The following is a 15095-nucleotide window of genomic DNA, read 5'->3' as shown; positions in this document are numbered from 1 at the left end:
GTATTAAACCGCGCAGGTATCGGTATGGAAGTAATGCACGAGCGCAATGCTCACAACTTCCCCTTAGATTTAGCTTCGGCTGAACCTCTAAGCGCACCCGCAATCAATGGTTAATCTTTGAGATTCCAACAGAAGGCACTCCTGAAAACGGGGTGCTTTTTGTTTTTGAGAGAAATAAAATAGCCAGAGAATTAATCCCTGGCTGAGTTTTAGATTAGGAATTGGTAGAAGGGCTTTCCTCTTGAGACATTTGACGTTCCATCGTCTCGATCGCTGCATTTAAACCAGCTAATCTCGTTTCTAACTCATCTCGCATCGTTTTAAGAAACCGTAGCTTTTGTTGACGATATTCCTGACGAGAATAAGATCGGCCACTCCAACAAGAATTACCAAAAAAAGGAAACATTCGATCGTCCTCCACGCTATTAATTACTATCTTCGCGGAATTTCGTAAAACTTGCTATCTAGATTACCGAACCTTGATGAGCGCGGTTGTCTCAAAAAATAAGATGAGTTCGATCGCTATTTTTTCCGATCAACTATAGAATGAACGGTATCTCTTGATCAAATTAGAGATCAGACATCATAGCATCGCTTAAATTTTTCTTAACCTTTTTTCTAATTTATGACTCAACTTCAGCCACAAAGCTTTGTTTCTAACTTTTCTTCTCAGGCCGAAGAAACTGATTATTTTGATTATTTTTATAATGAACCTGGAAGCGAACCAGGTACACTCAATATTGAACCAACTGCTAGACCTTCTCGAATTATTTTAATTGATTATGATGAAGATGATGCAATCCGAAAAGTAGATATTTCTCCTAATGCTTTGTTGCCCTATTTAGGAAAAAATAGTGTTTCTTGGATGGATGTTCAGGGTTTAGGAAGTGAAGAAGTTCTGCGAGAAGTTGGGACTATTTTTGATTTACATCCACTTTTATTAGAAGATATTGTGAATGTTCCTCAACGACCAAAACTAGACGAATATAAAGATAAACTAATGTTTATTGCTCATATGGTTAGACGACACGACGGTGTAGATGGATTTGTCACCGAGCAAGTTAGTTTTATTTTAGGAAAAAATTATTTAGTCACATTTCAAGAAGAAGAATTAGAAGATTGTTTTGATCTTGTCCGAGAAAGAATCCGGAATAATCAAGGAAAAGTAAGACAATCAAAAGCGGATTATTTGGCTTATCTATTATTAGATTCTTTGATTGATGGTTATTTTCCAATACTCGAACACTACGAAGAACGAATCGAAGTTTTAGAAGAAAAAATTATCTCTGAGCCAGATCGTAAGATCATGCAGGAAATTTATAGTATTCGGCGAGAATTATTAGCTCTGAGGCGTTTACTTTGGCCATTGAGAAATGTTTTGAATTTAATGATTAGAGATGATCATGATTTATTAACACAAGAGGTACAAATTTATTTTAGAGACTGCTATGACCATGTGATTCAGATCCTTGATATTTTGGAAGCTTACCGAGAATTAGCATCAAGTTTGATGGATGCTTATATGTCATCAGTCGGGAACAAAATGAATGAAATTATGAAATTTTTAACAGTTTTTACCGCGATTTTTAATCCATTAACTTTTATTGCGGGAGTTTATGGGATGAACTTTGAGAATATGCCAGAATTAAAATGGTCATGGGCTTATTTTGCCTGTTTAGGGGTCATGTTTTCCATCGCCAGTATTATGATTTTTCTCTTTTGGAAAAAAGGCTGGTTTAAAACAACATATTCTCTAGATGAGGAATAAGATTAAAGTTTAAAACTTAACAATTTGTAGCAAAGGCACAATTTTCTAACTCGACCTTTCCATAAGAAGATTATCATAAAAAAAGAAGAGAGTTAGCCTTGAAGGTTGCGGGTTTAAATCCCGAGGAAAGTCCGGACACCCGAAAGACCAAACTTGCTGGATAACGCCCAGTGCGTGTGAACGCGAGGAAAGTGCCACAGAAAAATACCGCCAATGAGTTGATCGCTCATTTGGTAAGGGTGCAAAGGTGCGGTAAGAGCGCACCAGCAGTATTGTGAAATACTGGCTCGGTAAACCCCGGTTGGGTGCAAGGTGGAGGAACAAAGGTTGGTCTTTTTCCTGTTCCGCTTGTTTGGAACCGCTTGAGGCGTTTGGTAACAAACGACCCAGATAGATAACCTTCCTTTCAAGTATAGTAGCTTGCTACAGCTTGGAATGAACAGAACCCGGCTTATGTCTGACTCTCTTCTATTTTCTTTTCCTTTGGATAAGTGATACAGAAGCAATGCTTGATGATGCTCGACGGCATAAAGAGTTACAGATTTTAGTACAAAAGTTAGGACTCACTAAAACGGATCAAGTCAATTGGATGTTACTCAATTTGGCTTTAATTCATCCCAGTTTTTCAAAAGACAAAAACTATCAACAATTAGAATTCGTCGGCGATGCGGTGGTTAGACTGGCTGCGGCGGAAGTCTTGTTAGAATCCTATCCTAATGCAATGGTTGGCGAATTTGCTGCATTACGATCGATTATGGTTAGCGATCGTAGTCTCGCAGAAATCGGCGATCGCTATAGCTTAGAACGCTATCTACTCACTTCAAGTAGTGCCGCTTTTGATAAAGAAGGTAGGATCTCTCGTTTAGCGGATGCCTTTGAAGCGGTTTTAGGCGCTTTATATTTAAGTACACATACAATGGAATTAGTACGACCTTGGCTAGATGAACATCTTATTGCTAAAGCCAACGAAATTTTACAAGATCCTGCTCGACAAAATTACAAAGATGCGCTACAAGAATGGACACAAGCACAATACAAAAAATTGCCCATTTATCAGGTTCAGGAAATATCAAACTTTGCGCGAGAAGAAGATCGATTTATTGCTGAAGTTTGGCTAAATAATGTCAAACTTGGCACGGGAAAAGGTCGCTCGAAAAAAACAGCAGAACAAGCCGCAGCTAAAGAAGCTTTTATCTCAATTATTCAAAGCGATTCATGATCATTTAAGAACTCAAAATGTTAAAATTTCTATCTCATCAATCAAAATAATTTAAGTATAAACTACTAAAATATAGAGTCTTAACATAACTGCGGGTGACTTCACTTGAGCAAGATAAACAAAAATAATGTTTGATTTTTAATGAGCAATAATAGTTTCAAGTGAATTTTAAATTTTTGTAAAATCATCTTGAATTTAGATAAGATAAAATTAAATACTTAGAACAGTTTATCTAAATTCTATACTGTTGCTTAAATTCTAGTGAAGACAAGAAATTTAACTGGCAGTTAGAAAAAAATTAGCCTGAATTTCCTCAAAAAGTTAGCTCTAACCGTTTAAACAGCTATGACCTTTCCGACAACTTCTGATCTTTCGACTAATGTACCCAATACTGCCCAAGCATGGCATACTTTAACCACAGAACAAGCCTTAGACTCGCTTCAAAGTGATCCAGAAAAAGGCTTACCAGAAAATCAAATTCAATTAAGACAAGGGTATTTTGGTCTAAATGAACTCGAAGAAGGCAAAGGAAGAAGTACATTAGAGATTTTGTGGGATCAGTTTACTAACATTATGTTGGTGATGCTGATTTTTGTTGCTATTGTGTCAGCCGTTTTGGATCTCAGAAAGGCGGTTTTTCCGAAAGATGCAGTCGCCATTTTTGCGATCGTCGTTTTGAATGGCATCTTAGGTTATTTACAAGAAAGTCGGGCGGAAAAAGCTTTAGCAGCCTTAAAAAAGCTCTCTTCTCCCAAAGTTCGAGTCATTCGTAATGGTAATCCTTCTGAAGTAGCAGCCAAAGAACTCGTACCAGGAGATGTTATGTTACTCGAAGCAGGCGTACAAATTGCAGCCGATGGACGTTTGCTCGAAGAACAAAACTTGCAAATTAGAGAAGCGGCACTAACAGGAGAAGCAGAAGCAGTTAATAAAGAAACAAACCGTTTACTCGAAGCAGATGCCCCACTAGGCGATCGCGTTAATTTAGTATACCAAGGAACTGAAGTCGTACAAGGACGCGGAAAAGTCTTAGTAACTAAAACAGGAATGGAAACGGAGATCGGGAAAATTGCCGCAATGCTTCAAGCGGTTGAAAATGAACCCACTCCCTTACAGCAAAGAATGACGCAGTTAGGAAATGTTTTAGTAAGCGGTGCTCTAATATTAGTCGCTCTGGTGGTTTTAGGTGGTGTTTTAAGAGCCGGTTGGGGACAATTTGAAAATTTATTAGAAACCTCCTTGAGTATGGCTGTAGCCGTTGTTCCGGAAGGCTTACCCGCAGTCGTTACCGTAACTCTAGCCATTGGTACACAGCGCATGGTGAGACGTAACGCCCTCATTCGCAAGCTACCCGCCGTAGAAACATTAGGCTCGGTAACGAACATTTGTTCTGATAAAACGGGAACGCTGACTCAAAATAAAATGGTTGTTCAAAGAATTGAAACCCCCAGTTTTAGCCTGAGAGTCTCTGGAGAAGGATACGCACCAGTGGGCGAGTTTGAGAGTACAACAACTCCTTATGATGCCATTGCACAAGTTGAAGTTGAGCGACTGCTAACTGAATGTGTATTGTGTAATGATGCGATTTTGCAGCAACAACAGGGAGAATGGACAATATTAGGCGATCCCACAGAAGGCGCGTTACTCACTCTTGCAGGTAAAGGGGGATTTTATCGAGAAACTTTAAATCAAAAAATGTCCCGCGTCGGTGAAATTCCCTTTTCAAGTGAACGCAAGCGAATGAGTGTAATTTGTCAAGATTCGGAAGATTGGGATAAAGGCGCGGATTATATTTTATTTAGTAAAGGTTCGCCAGAGTTGGTTTTAGAACGGTGTACCTCTATTCAACAAGGGGAAAAAGTTGTACCAATTACGGAAATACAACGCAACCAGATTTTAGAGCAGAATAACCAAATGGCAGGTAATGGCTTACGGGTGTTGGGTTTTGCTTATCGTCCCGTAGCAACAATTCCAGAAATAGAAGAAGCAGAAGAAGCAGAAAGTCAGTTAGTTTGGCTTGGTTTAGTGGGAATGCTCGATGCACCTCGCAAAGAAGTTAGAGATGCCGTGTTACGTTGTCGTGAAGCGGGAATACGCCCGATCATGATCACTGGTGATCACCAGTTAACGGCTAAAGCGATCGCTTCCTTTTTAGGAATTGCTGAACCTGGCGATCGGGTTCTGACGGGGCAAGAATTAGAAAAACTCTCTCAAACGGAATTAGAAAAAGAAGTCGATCATGTTAGTGTATATGCGCGTGTCTCTCCTGAACATAAACTCCGTATTGTGCAAGCTTTACAAAAACAGGGTAAATTTGTGGCGATGACGGGAGATGGGGTTAATGATGCACCGGCACTAAAACAGGCTGATATCGGTATTGCGATGGGTATTACAGGTACAGATGTCAGTAAAGAAGCCAGTGACATGATTTTACTCGATGATAACTTTGCGACCATTGTCGCCGCAACCGAAGAAGGACGCGTGGTTTATGACAATATTCGTCGGTTTATTAAATATATTCTCGGTAGCAACATTGGTGAAGTGTTAGTTATTGCTGCTGCGCCCATTCTGGGTTTAGGTGGTGTTCCTCTGTCTCCTTTACAAATCTTATGGATGAATCTAGTTACGGATGGTTTACCTGCTTTGGCTTTAGCGATGGAACCCGCCGAACCGAATGTTATGCAGCGTCCCCCTTATAGCCCCAGAGAAAGTATTTTTTCTAGAGGTTTGGGGTCGTATATGGTAAGAATTGGGATTGTTTTTGCGATTTTAACGATTATTCTCATGGAGTGGGCTTATTTTCATGCCCAAGCTTCAGGAATTCAAGAACGTTGGAAAACAATGGTTTTTACCACTTTATGTTTAGCACAAATGGGTCATGCTTTAGCGATCCGTTCCGATACTCGGCTTACGGTTCAAATGAATCCATTTTCTAATCCTTATGTTTTAGCAGCAGTCGTCTTTACAACAGTCTTACAGTTATTACTAATCTATGTGGAATCTTTACGGAATTTCTTCGGAACTCATGTCTTAGATGGAACTGAATTAGCCGTTTGTTTTGGTTTTAGTGCTTTAATGTTTGTCTGGATCGAAGCCGAAAAGCTCGTTTATCATTTATTTGCTGCGAAACGCTTAAACTAAGTTAATAAACTTTTTAAATAAACAGTTTTTTCTAACTGATTTATTTTTGATTTTTAAAATTATAAAATTAATCGTCAAAAATCAATTAAAGATAGTTTATTGCTATAAAACACGATTTTTTAGACAAAAATAATTGGATAAGTCAAATGAGTCAAAGTAATTTTTGACTTATTTTTTTATTTTACCTAAGATGCTCAATAAACCAGCCAACATCATCAGTAAATTCTCGGATTTTTTCAAAAGAATAAAAGATTGACAATGCTCAAAAAGTATTGATGTTAATTTTGTTCGGCTAAATGTGTATTCTAACGATAGAGATAGCATCCCCCAGAAAATAACAGCATCGCTTATGAGTTATCAACACGAATACCAAGATAAAACGTTAGAAATACAAGAATTAATTAACGCTACGCCTTTATTTACGGGCTTATCTGAAGAAGTCTTAAATCAAGTAACTTGTCATGCAGCAACTCGCTCTCATCCAGCCAACCGAGTCATCATACTCGAAAATGATTGGGGTGGGTCAGTATATTTCATTTTAGAAGGCTGGGTCAAAATTCGCACTCACAATGTAGATGGCAAAGAAGTAACCCTTAATATTGTTGGGAAAGGGGAAATTGTCGGCGAAATGGCCACGCTTGAAGAAGTTCCTCGCTCAACCGATGTGATTACCTTGACAAAAACGACAATTAGTACTATACCTGCACATGATTTCGTCACTTTTTTAAACATCGAACCTCAAGCCGGAATACGTCTAGCTAAACTGATGGCGAAACGCTTACGCCAGTTAAACCGACGCTTACGTTTACGAGAAACAGATAGTTTATCAAGAGTTGCTGATACGTTAATATTTTTAGCAGAAGGACAAGGATTTAAAGGAACGCAAGGTATAGAACTTCCCAATTTAGCCCATCGGGAACTCAGTAGTATTAGTGGTTTAGCTAGAGAAACCGTAACCAGAACATTGACTAAACTAGAACGAAAAGAATTGATTACTCGACAAGGAGATCTTATCTGTATTCCTGATCTAATAGCTCTAGAGAGGGCTATTGTTTAAAGGAATAGTTGCTAATTTTATAGTCAAATATTACACCGACTAAAAACTAACTTTGTACGGTTTAACCCGTAATGGATGAACTACAACACCACGCCAGTTGCTTCAAGTCGGGGAACCCGCCCAACGCACTGGCTCCTCTACTAGATGAGCCAAAGCATTTCCAGCTACTTGCTGATAAAGTCTATAAATGTTTAGACTACCATTTATATCAGCATTTATTGTCTTTTTACTAGCCGTTTTAAATAAGCCACGCTTGATTCTTTTTCCTAAATACTTCTTGTGTTTCTGTATTGGTTCGTTGTCTAATGCAGAACACTTTGAAGTATATGCCTCATTAATTAAAACGACTTCAATTCCAGTAAGTTTAGCTTTATCTTGAAGTTGTTCGATTAACTTTTTATGAGGAATAGAGACAAACTTTTGGTTATTAACACGACCGATATTGATACCATCTTTAAACCCTTCATTCCAGCCAATTACTAAAACGCCAATGTTATTCTTAACCAAGTCATTGATTATAGCACGACTTGTTGTGTGGAGATAGTAGTCCACTTTTTGATTTCTTTTTGCCCACAGTTTTTCTAATTTTTTGCTAGTGAATACTAAGATAGGTAACTGAGAACGCAGAAGCGCGTTTTGTTTATTGGCATATTGATTAGCGGCTTTAATGGCACGTCCATCATAGATACAAGGTTTAAGCTCAGGGATATTATAGGTTAAAGTAGCTAGATTATTTAGTCCTATATCGATTGAAGCTACTCTAGAAGGGGGCAGTTTTTCTGTAGATTCGCCGACTGGATAAATAATCTCAATTACATAACAACCTGTTCGTGGGACGATTCTTATTTCTTCAATTTCAGTCACCTTTGTTGGTAAAAAGATTTTCGTTCCACTGGGGTTAGCAATCTGCTTTTTTAAAAGCTTTCGACTAATCGCTTGATGATTGTAAGTAACAATAAATCGACCATCCTCTCTATTTTTCTTTCTAGTTCCTTTGTAATGAGGGATTTTTGGTTCTCCTTTAAATAAGGATGGATTTTTCAAGTAAGATTTTTTAGCCTGATAATAAGATGTCCAATTTCTCAAGGTTAATCTTAAAGTTCCTTGAGCTACTTTAGATGGTAGTGCTTTATAATCTACACCTGTTTTTAGCTGATGATACACTTCTATTGCATTAGTCATTACTCCTGAGAAAAAGTTTTGACGGTAGATATACGTTGCACTGTTGTAGAGATTTTTTGATAACCAACAAAGCTGGTCGCACTCATTAAAGTAACGATGACCCCGTTTAATTAAATGACGCTCTACTAACTGCATTTTGGTATATATACTAAAGTTAAGTTTGATGATAACACAAAATCTGTGAAATAAACCAAGTGATATTTGCGACAATTTGTTAACGTATGTCTACATTTTCATTTAAGTTTTCTAATACTAAAAACTGTTAAGATTAAACTTGCCTGTATTCGATTGATAAAGGTTGACGCGCTCTACCGCCCTTGAGGGCGAAGATTCTTAAGAGATTTTCATCCTTAAAGGGTTAGCCAAGAACCCGCGCTTACACTCGCTCAAAATTAAGTCTGTGCTTACTTTTAACTAAAATATTGGCACTGCCATTAATATCTGCCAAAACAAGATGTTTATCCTTTGTCTGATACAATCCTCGCTTAACTCTTTGACCCGAAAACTTGTCTTGACGGGGGTTGTCGGCATTGTAAACAGGGATTTTATCTTGGTCGTAAAAACTAGCTTTAGACGAGTAAGATTCTTCTTGCTCAAGATATTCAATCCCGTAACGAGAACACAAAGCTTTAAGCTTTTGTCTCAGTTGCCAAAAGGGAATTTGAACAAAGTTTTGATTGTTAGAACGTCCGATATTAATCTCTTGTTTTATCCCTGGGTTGTAGCCTACTATCAGTTTGCCTATCTGATATTTGAGGCAGTGATTAATTATTATTCGAGCCGTTTTGTTCAAATAATCTCTAACACAGTTGTTACGCCATTGGTAAAGTCTTGCTTGTTTGTGAGTGAGAGACTTTATTCCTTGCTTGTCTTTGGCAGATTGAAGTTGAGCATTGCGCTTGTTATACCACTGATTAATACTTTTTATTCTTTTACCATCAATCAAAAATTGATGCCCATCAGTATCAATACAGGCGGCAAGATTGTCGACTCCCAAATCGATAGAAATAGCTTGATTAATATCTACAGATGTTTCTATTTCTTCATCTTCAAAAATGTACTCAATCTCAAACCATCGAGCATTATATTTTGGATGGATTCGTACCTCCTTAATATTTTTGTCGTGCCGCCTTTGAGGGACTTGGATTTTTACCTCACCATATTCCTTTTTAAACTCACAAGACATGGGAATATTAAACACCCCGTCTTTAAGTTTAATTCTCGGAATAATCAGAGGGAAATAGCCTTCTTTAGGCAGATATTTAGGCAATTGTGGTTTTTGGTCACTTCGTCCTACACTTATAGCCTTAAGCAGTCCCAAGAAAGACCTCATACTTCTATCTACTACCTTCATCGTCTGTTGAGCGATATCGGTGTTAAGCATCCGATAGTTCTCATTGGACTTGCAAATATGGTAATTAGATTCGTAGGTCAGTCGTTTTCTTTCAGTGAAGAAATACTGCCTGCACTCGTACAACGCTACGTTAAAAAGATTTTTGCTCAAACGACACAAAACGGCGAGAGCGTTAAACTCTTGCTTACTAAGTCGTCTAAGTTGGTTCTTTTGAGTAGCGTACATCTTTTGCCTAAACTCGCTATATATTGAATATATAGCGAATCTTTCACAATGTAAAGCCGTCGCCTTAGGACGGGGTTTCTACCCACATTTTCTGATGAATAGCCATAATCATGATGCCGAAGGCACGCTTCGCGCACGTTCTTCCTCTAACATAGATCATTCTAATTGGGTTGATGTAGGAGAAGATGAAACACCAAAAGCAACGGCTTCTCTATCTCCATCTGGAGATAAACAAAAAGTCCCACAACGAGGAATAGCGACTCTCATTATGGTCGAAACGGCTTTTTTAGCGAGTACGGCGAGTCTAATTTGGTTGATTAATTATTATTTTCCCCTAGGTCCACTTTTGCGGATTTTTTTTCCTATACCCATTGCTTTAGCTTATTTACGTTGGGGAAATCGTGCCTCTTGGATGAGTGCGATCGTCTCAGGACTGTTATTATCTGTATTAATGGGGCCGACTCGTAGTATTGTTTTTTTTATCCCTTATGGCTTGATGGGTGTTCAGTTGGGGATGTGTTGGCGACGAGGCGCACCTTGGTTATTTTCCATTGTTACAGGGGCTTTAATTGGTGCTATTGGTCTATTATTCCGATTTTGGTTATTTTCTATCCTTTTAGGCGAAGATCTTTGGACATTCGTTATTACACAAGTAACGGAATTTGCTGAGTGGATTTTCCTGAAGTTGGGTTTACTTGCGATACCGAGTTTTGAAATGATTCAAGTTTTAGCAGTTGGAACGATTTTATTAAATAGTTTAATATATTTATTTACGGTTCATTTGGTCGCATTATTAGTATTAGACCGTTTAGGAAATCCGATTCCTCGTCCTCCTCAATGGGTACAAACTTTGTTAGATTTTGACACTCTACCGCCGTAAACGGCGAAGATTCTTAAGAGATCTTCATCCTTAAAGGGTTAGCCAAAAACCCGCTAGTCACTCGCTCAAAACTGAGTCTGTGCTTACTTTTAACCAAAATATTGGCACTGCCGTTAATATCGGCACTCACAAGATGTTTATTTTTTGTCTGATACAATCCCCGTTTAATTCTTTTCCCAGAAAACTTTTTGTTACTGGGATTATCGGCATTATATACAGGGATTTTGTCTTGGTCGTAAAAACTAGCCTTAGACGAGTAAGATTCCTCTTGTTCGAGGTATTCAATCCCATAGCGAGAACACAAAGCACTCAGTTTTTGCCGAAGATGCCAAAAAGGAATTTGGACAAAGTTCTGATTGTTAGAACGCCCGATATTAATTTCTTGTTTGATCCCTGGATTGTAGCCAACTATCAGCTTACCAATCTCTTTTGTCAAACAGTGATTAATTATTATTCGAGCCGTTTTGTTCAGATAGTCTCGAACACAATTGTTACGCCATTGATAGAGACGGGCTTGTTTATGGGTAAAGCTCTTAATCCCCTGTTTATCTTTGGCCGACTGAAGAATCGCGTTGCACTTGTTGTACCACTGATTAATACTTTTAAGTCTTTTTCCATCAATCAGAAATTGATGCCCGTCAGTGTCAAAGCAAGCAGCAAGATTATCAACCCCCAAATCAATAGCCATAGCTTTAGAAGAATTGACAGATGCTTCGATTTTTTCATCCTCATAAATGTACTCAATCTCAAACCATCGAGCCGAATATTTTGGATGGATTCTTACCTCCTTGATATTCTTGTCTTTCAGTCTTTCTGGGAATTGAATTTTAACCTCACCATGTTCCTGTTTAAATTGTTGAGACATGGGAATTTTAAAGAACCCATTCTTGAGTTTAATTCTCGGAATAATCAAAGGAAAATAACCATTTTTCGGCAAATATTTAGGCAGTTGTGGATATGGCGCACATCGTCCTACACTGATGGCTTTGAGCAACCCCAAGAAAGACCGCATACTTCTATCTACCACCTTCATTGTCTGTTGAGCAATATCGGTATTAAGCATTCGATAGTTCTCGTTCTTCTTGCAGATATGGTAGTTAGATTCGTAGGTCAATCGTTTTCTTTCTGTAAAGAAATACTGCCTACATTCATACAACGCCACGTTGAAAAGATTTTTGCTCAAACGACACAAAGCAGTCAGGGCGTTAAATTCCTGTTGGCTAAGTCGTCTGAGTTGATTTTTTTGAGTGGCGTACATATTCAATGGTGTTTCGCTACATTTTTATTATATAGCGAAAACCTCTAAATGTAAAGCCGTCCTTAAGGACGGGGTTTCAAACCGCAAAATTTTTGATGAATAAATATAATTCATGATTCAAGTTTATACTCAGTTTCATCGAGGACAAGCTTGGTTAAAACGTTATCAAGAATGTTTACCGATTTTTGCTTGTATTTTGGGTTTTACACAAACGGGTTTGATTTCTGGGATTTCGGCTGCTGGTGCTACACCAAACGATCGCAAGTATACCGCATTAGCCGACGCAGAATTCCTGATTAATGGTATCCAACCTCACCCGACTTACCCGCTACCTCCTCTTACGGTGGGTGCGTCTCCTGTTTATATTTCTCGTGCTGTTGTCGAATCTTTTAATATTCCTGTATATTTATTTAATTCTGGTTTACCTGAGCCTCCTTGTGTTCCGCATATCAATTTACAAGGAATGGCGGCGCGTTGCTTATCTTCTGGGCAAGCATTACCTTTAGATATAGTCGAACATCTTTTTTATCAAGGGATGTCTTGGGGTGAAAAATTAGCCCAACAAGCAAAAAACAGTTATTTGATGATTGGTGAATGTGTGGTTGGGGGAACGACTACCGCTTTAAGTATCCTAACGGGTTTGGGTGTTGCTGCACAAGGAAAGGTGAATAGTAGCCATCCGCAATGTAATCATGAGCAAAAATGGTTAATTGTTCAAGAAGGGTTAAAAAAAGCCATTTTTTCTCATCCTCTCGAATTAATCGCCTCTGTGGGTGATCCGATGCAAGTTGTCGCCGCAGGAATGGCTATTACTGCAAGTCACACCGCCGGGGTTTTATTAGCGGGTGGTACACAAATGCTCGCTGTTTATGCTTTGATACAAGCTCTCAAGTTACCCGTTAACTGGGAAAATATTGTCGTCGGGACGACACGATGGGTCGCCGAAGACCCCACAGGAGATACAATCGGTTTAGCCGAACAACTGAAAACGGTTCCTTTACTCGCTACACAACTGAATTTTTCTCAATCAATTTGTCCTCAGTTGTTAGCATATGAGCGCGGTTTTGTCAAGGAAGGGGTAGGAGCGGGCGGATGTGCGATCGCCTCACATCTTTACTCTAACTGGACTAATGAAAAACTCGTCAAAGCCATAGAGAATAAGCTATTGCAAAATTTACATTAAAAAAAATTATTGTAGAAGTGCAAAAATACAATATTTTTTTGTTACATAAAACTTTACAAAACGTGATATATTGTAACTAAAGTTAACAAAGGTTCCTTTATGCCATTTACGATTGATTCGGCCCGTAACATCTTTCCTAATACCTTGTCCGCAGATGCCGTGCCTGCAACCATCGCTCGTTTCAGTCAGCTTAGTGCTGAAGACCAACTGGCTTTAATTTGGTTTGCCTATCTAGAAATGGGTAAAACGATTACGATCGCGGCTCCTGGTGCTGCTAGTATGGTATTTGCAGAAAAAACCATGAATGAAGTTCGCTCCATGACTCCTCTGCAACAATCACAAGTAATGTGTGATCTCACCAACCGCGCAGATACACCCATTTCTCGGATCTACGCTACTTGGTCTGCTAATATCAAACTTGGTTTCTGGTATCAGCTAGGACAATGGATGGAAGATGGCAGTGTTGCACCAATTCCCAAAGGCTATCAGCTTTCTGCTAATGCTTCTGCCGTTTTAGACGCGATTAAACAACTCGAATCTGGTCAACAAATCACCGTTTTACGCAATTGTGTCGTTGATATGGGCTTTGATGCGAGTAAAATGGGAACTTACACCAAAGTTGCTGAACCGGTTGTACCTCCTCAAGAAATCTCAGAACGTACCAAAGTCAGTATCGAAGGTGTGACTAATCCTACCGTTTTAAGTTACATGGATAACTTAAACGCTAACGACTTTGACGCGCTGATTAATCTATTTACGCCCGATGGTGCGTTACAACCTCCTTTTCAAAGACCGATTGTCGGTAAAGATGCTGTCTTCCGCTTTTTTAGAGAAGAATGCCAAAATCTTAAATTACTTCCCGAAAAAGGTGTTTCTGAACCCGCACAAGATGGCTATACTCAAATTAAAGTCACTGGAAAAGTCCAAACACCTTGGTTTGGTGCTGGTGTGGGTATGAATATGGCGTGGAGATTTTTAATCAATCCTGAAGGTAAAATTTTCTTTGTGGCGATCGATTTACTCGCTTCTCCCAAAGAATTATTAAATTTTGTCCGCTAAAAAAAAACTAATTGTAAAGGTTTAATTTCTAGGCTCTCTCATCTTCAAACTCTTACAAATTCGGGGTTCTCTTGCAAGCGAGAACTCTTTTTTTATGAATTTTTATATTAAGATTTGTTAAGTTCTGCTAAGATAAGTAAAGTTTAAGATTAATATAATTATGCAAGTGAGCGAAATTACCTGGACAGAAACCGAAAAAGAGATCGCCCAGCAAGCCTTTAAAAAAGCTTACGATCGAGAAATAATGGCGTTAATCGATTATGTTCAAGACCAATCAGACAAAATCGCCAAAATCGAGGATGTTTGGTATCTCCATGACTTCTTGAGCGCGAGAAGACATCAAATCGATGGAAAATATGACTATAGATATTCTGTCCTTCTTTTTGTCTTTGCCCAATTATTGAAAGAAGGATGGCTGTATCTTGAGGATATACAGGGGCTAGAGAGAGAAAAAGTATCTAAAATTTCTGCCCTTTCGCGGATGTAGTTTATGAGGATATTTTGAGAGTGGGTAAGCGATAGCTTCTATCATACCTACTCTCATCCCGCTAAGTAGGAAGTATCTAACCAATCAAAAACTTGCTGTAACTGATGGATATTAATAAATCCGTATTGCCATAAAATGATCGGTAATGAACCTGCTGCCGCATCACATTGACGTACAACTCGTTCAAGAGACTGACAAGGAATATCCATCTCTTGTGTCAAAAATTGTAGCAATAATTGTTCTTGTTGAGCCTCCATAGGATACCTGACGACTTGTCTCGCT

At 38.6% G+C, this 15095-nt stretch carries 13 protein-coding genes, 1 other RNA gene and 1 pseudogene; 10 read left to right on the top strand and 5 right to left on the bottom strand.

Annotated features, from left to right (window positions below; all coding sequences use genetic code 11):
* Nucleotides 1-114: pseudogene (locus C7H19_RS26845) on the top strand (photosystem II q(b) protein); the annotation flags it as partial.
* 100 nt (nucleotides 115-214) lie between these two features.
* On the opposite strand, the gene C7H19_RS17285 reads toward C7H19_RS26845, so the two are convergent.
* Entirely contained in the window at nucleotides 215-406 is a 192-nt protein-coding gene (locus C7H19_RS17285) for a hypothetical protein (RefSeq protein WP_106458173.1), read from the bottom strand.
* 219 nt (nucleotides 407-625) lie between these two features.
* Between C7H19_RS17285 and corA the strand changes: the two genes are divergently transcribed.
* The 5 genes from corA (at nucleotide 626) to C7H19_RS17260 (ending at nucleotide 7185) form a co-directional block, all read left to right on the top strand.
* Nucleotides 626-1768, top strand: coding sequence for a magnesium/cobalt transporter CorA (gene corA / locus C7H19_RS17280; protein WP_106458172.1), 1143 nt, complete (start codon nucleotides 626-628; stop codon nucleotides 1766-1768).
* An 88-nt stretch (nucleotides 1769-1856) separates the two neighbouring features.
* Nucleotides 1857-2237: RNase P RNA component class A (rnpB, locus tag C7H19_RS17275), an RNA gene on the top strand.
* Nucleotides 2238-2273: 36 nt separating this feature from the next.
* Nucleotides 2274-2987: a ribonuclease III gene (gene rnc, locus C7H19_RS17270; RefSeq protein WP_106458171.1), complete on the top strand. Its 714-nt coding sequence runs from the start codon at nucleotides 2274-2276 to the stop codon at nucleotides 2985-2987.
* 345 nt (nucleotides 2988-3332) lie between these two features.
* On the top strand, nucleotides 3333-6128 hold the full coding sequence (locus C7H19_RS17265; RefSeq protein WP_106458170.1) for a cation-translocating P-type ATPase: 2796 nt from the start codon (nucleotides 3333-3335) through the stop codon (nucleotides 6126-6128).
* 349 nt (nucleotides 6129-6477) lie between these two features.
* Nucleotides 6478-7185 carry a Crp/Fnr family transcriptional regulator gene (locus tag C7H19_RS17260; RefSeq protein ID WP_106458169.1) on the top strand — a complete coding sequence of 236 codons (708 nt, stop codon included), beginning with the start codon at nucleotides 6478-6480 and terminating at the stop codon, nucleotides 7183-7185.
* Between the two features lie 102 nt (nucleotides 7186-7287).
* Here the strand turns inward: C7H19_RS17260 and C7H19_RS17255 are convergent, their stop codons facing one another.
* Together C7H19_RS17255 and C7H19_RS17250 are read right to left on the bottom strand one after the other, a co-directional pair.
* A complete protein-coding gene (locus C7H19_RS17255; RefSeq protein WP_106458168.1) occupies nucleotides 7288-8502 on the bottom strand; it encodes an RNA-guided endonuclease InsQ/TnpB family protein in 1215 nt (404 codons plus the stop codon).
* Nucleotides 8503-8743: 241 nt separating this feature from the next.
* Nucleotides 8744-9946, bottom strand: coding sequence for an RNA-guided endonuclease InsQ/TnpB family protein (locus C7H19_RS17250; protein ID WP_181280650.1), 1203 nt, complete (start codon nucleotides 9944-9946; stop codon nucleotides 8744-8746).
* Between the two features lie 94 nt (nucleotides 9947-10040).
* Here C7H19_RS17250 and C7H19_RS17245 point away from each other — a divergent pair, with 94 nt between their 5' ends.
* On the top strand, nucleotides 10041-10826 hold the full coding sequence (locus C7H19_RS17245) for a DUF2232 domain-containing protein (protein WP_106458167.1): 786 nt from the start codon (nucleotides 10041-10043) through the stop codon (nucleotides 10824-10826).
* A gap of 13 nt (nucleotides 10827-10839) precedes the next feature.
* On the opposite strand, the gene C7H19_RS17240 is transcribed toward C7H19_RS17245, so the two are convergent.
* Nucleotides 10840-12084 (bottom strand): RNA-guided endonuclease InsQ/TnpB family protein, encoded by a 1245-nt coding sequence (locus C7H19_RS17240; RefSeq protein ID WP_106458166.1) that lies wholly within the window; start codon nucleotides 12082-12084, stop codon nucleotides 10840-10842.
* A 112-nt stretch (nucleotides 12085-12196) separates the two neighbouring features.
* Here C7H19_RS17240 and cobT point away from each other — a divergent pair, with 112 nt between their 5' ends.
* The 3 genes from cobT (at nucleotide 12197) to C7H19_RS17225 (ending at nucleotide 14813) form a co-directional block, all read left to right on the top strand.
* Nucleotides 12197-13267, top strand: a complete 1071-nt coding sequence (cobT, locus tag C7H19_RS17235; RefSeq protein ID WP_106458165.1) for a nicotinate mononucleotide-dependent phosphoribosyltransferase CobT — start codon at nucleotides 12197-12199, stop codon at nucleotides 13265-13267.
* 99 nt (nucleotides 13268-13366) lie between these two features.
* Nucleotides 13367-14326, top strand: a complete 960-nt coding sequence (locus tag C7H19_RS17230; RefSeq protein ID WP_106458164.1) for an orange carotenoid-binding protein — start codon at nucleotides 13367-13369, stop codon at nucleotides 14324-14326.
* A gap of 160 nt (nucleotides 14327-14486) precedes the next feature.
* Entirely contained in the window at nucleotides 14487-14813 is a 327-nt protein-coding gene (locus C7H19_RS17225) for a hypothetical protein (RefSeq protein ID WP_281261729.1), read from the top strand.
* A gap of 53 nt (nucleotides 14814-14866) precedes the next feature.
* Here C7H19_RS17225 and C7H19_RS17220 read toward each other — a convergent pair whose 3' ends face one another.
* Complete coding sequence (locus C7H19_RS17220; protein ID WP_106458162.1) at nucleotides 14867-15070, bottom strand: DUF2949 domain-containing protein; 204 nt, start codon at nucleotides 15068-15070, stop codon at nucleotides 14867-14869.
* Between the last annotated feature and the right edge of the window lie 25 nt (nucleotides 15071-15095).

The sequence above is a fragment of the Aphanothece hegewaldii CCALA 016 genome, from assembly GCF_003007785.1.
Taxonomy (GTDB): Bacteria; Cyanobacteriota; Cyanobacteriia; order Cyanobacteriales; family Microcystaceae; genus Chroococcus; species Chroococcus hegewaldii.
Note: the sequence above shows the minus strand (reverse complement) of the source record. Positions and strands in the feature narration are given on the sequence as shown.

Excerpts from the sequence above, each read along its gene's own strand:
- C7H19_RS17285 (WP_106458173.1), bottom strand. The coding sequence starts at position 406 with ATGTTTCCTTTTTTTGGTAATTCTTGTTGGAGTGGCCGATCTTATTCT.
- corA (WP_106458172.1), top strand. The coding sequence starts at position 626 with ATGACTCAACTTCAGCCACAAAGCTTTGTTTCTAACTTTTCTTCTCAG.
- rnc (WP_106458171.1), top strand. The coding sequence starts at position 2,274 with ATGCTTGATGATGCTCGACGGCATAAAGAGTTACAGATTTTAGTACAA.
- C7H19_RS17265 (WP_106458170.1), top strand. The coding sequence starts at position 3,333 with ATGACCTTTCCGACAACTTCTGATCTTTCGACTAATGTACCCAATACT.
- C7H19_RS17260 (WP_106458169.1), top strand. The coding sequence starts at position 6,478 with ATGAGTTATCAACACGAATACCAAGATAAAACGTTAGAAATACAAGAA.
- C7H19_RS17255 (WP_106458168.1), bottom strand. The coding sequence starts at position 8,502 with ATGCAGTTAGTAGAGCGTCATTTAATTAAACGGGGTCATCGTTACTTT.
- C7H19_RS17250 (WP_181280650.1), bottom strand. The coding sequence starts at position 9,946 with ATGTACGCTACTCAAAAGAACCAACTTAGACGACTTAGTAAGCAAGAG.
- C7H19_RS17245 (WP_106458167.1), top strand. The coding sequence starts at position 10,041 with ATGAATAGCCATAATCATGATGCCGAAGGCACGCTTCGCGCACGTTCT.
- C7H19_RS17240 (WP_106458166.1), bottom strand. The coding sequence starts at position 12,084 with ATGTACGCCACTCAAAAAAATCAACTCAGACGACTTAGCCAACAGGAA.
- cobT (WP_106458165.1), top strand. The coding sequence starts at position 12,197 with ATGATTCAAGTTTATACTCAGTTTCATCGAGGACAAGCTTGGTTAAAA.
- C7H19_RS17230 (WP_106458164.1), top strand. The coding sequence starts at position 13,367 with ATGCCATTTACGATTGATTCGGCCCGTAACATCTTTCCTAATACCTTG.
- C7H19_RS17225 (WP_281261729.1), top strand. The coding sequence starts at position 14,487 with ATGCAAGTGAGCGAAATTACCTGGACAGAAACCGAAAAAGAGATCGCC.
- C7H19_RS17220 (WP_106458162.1), bottom strand. The coding sequence starts at position 15,070 with ATGGAGGCTCAACAAGAACAATTATTGCTACAATTTTTGACACAAGAG.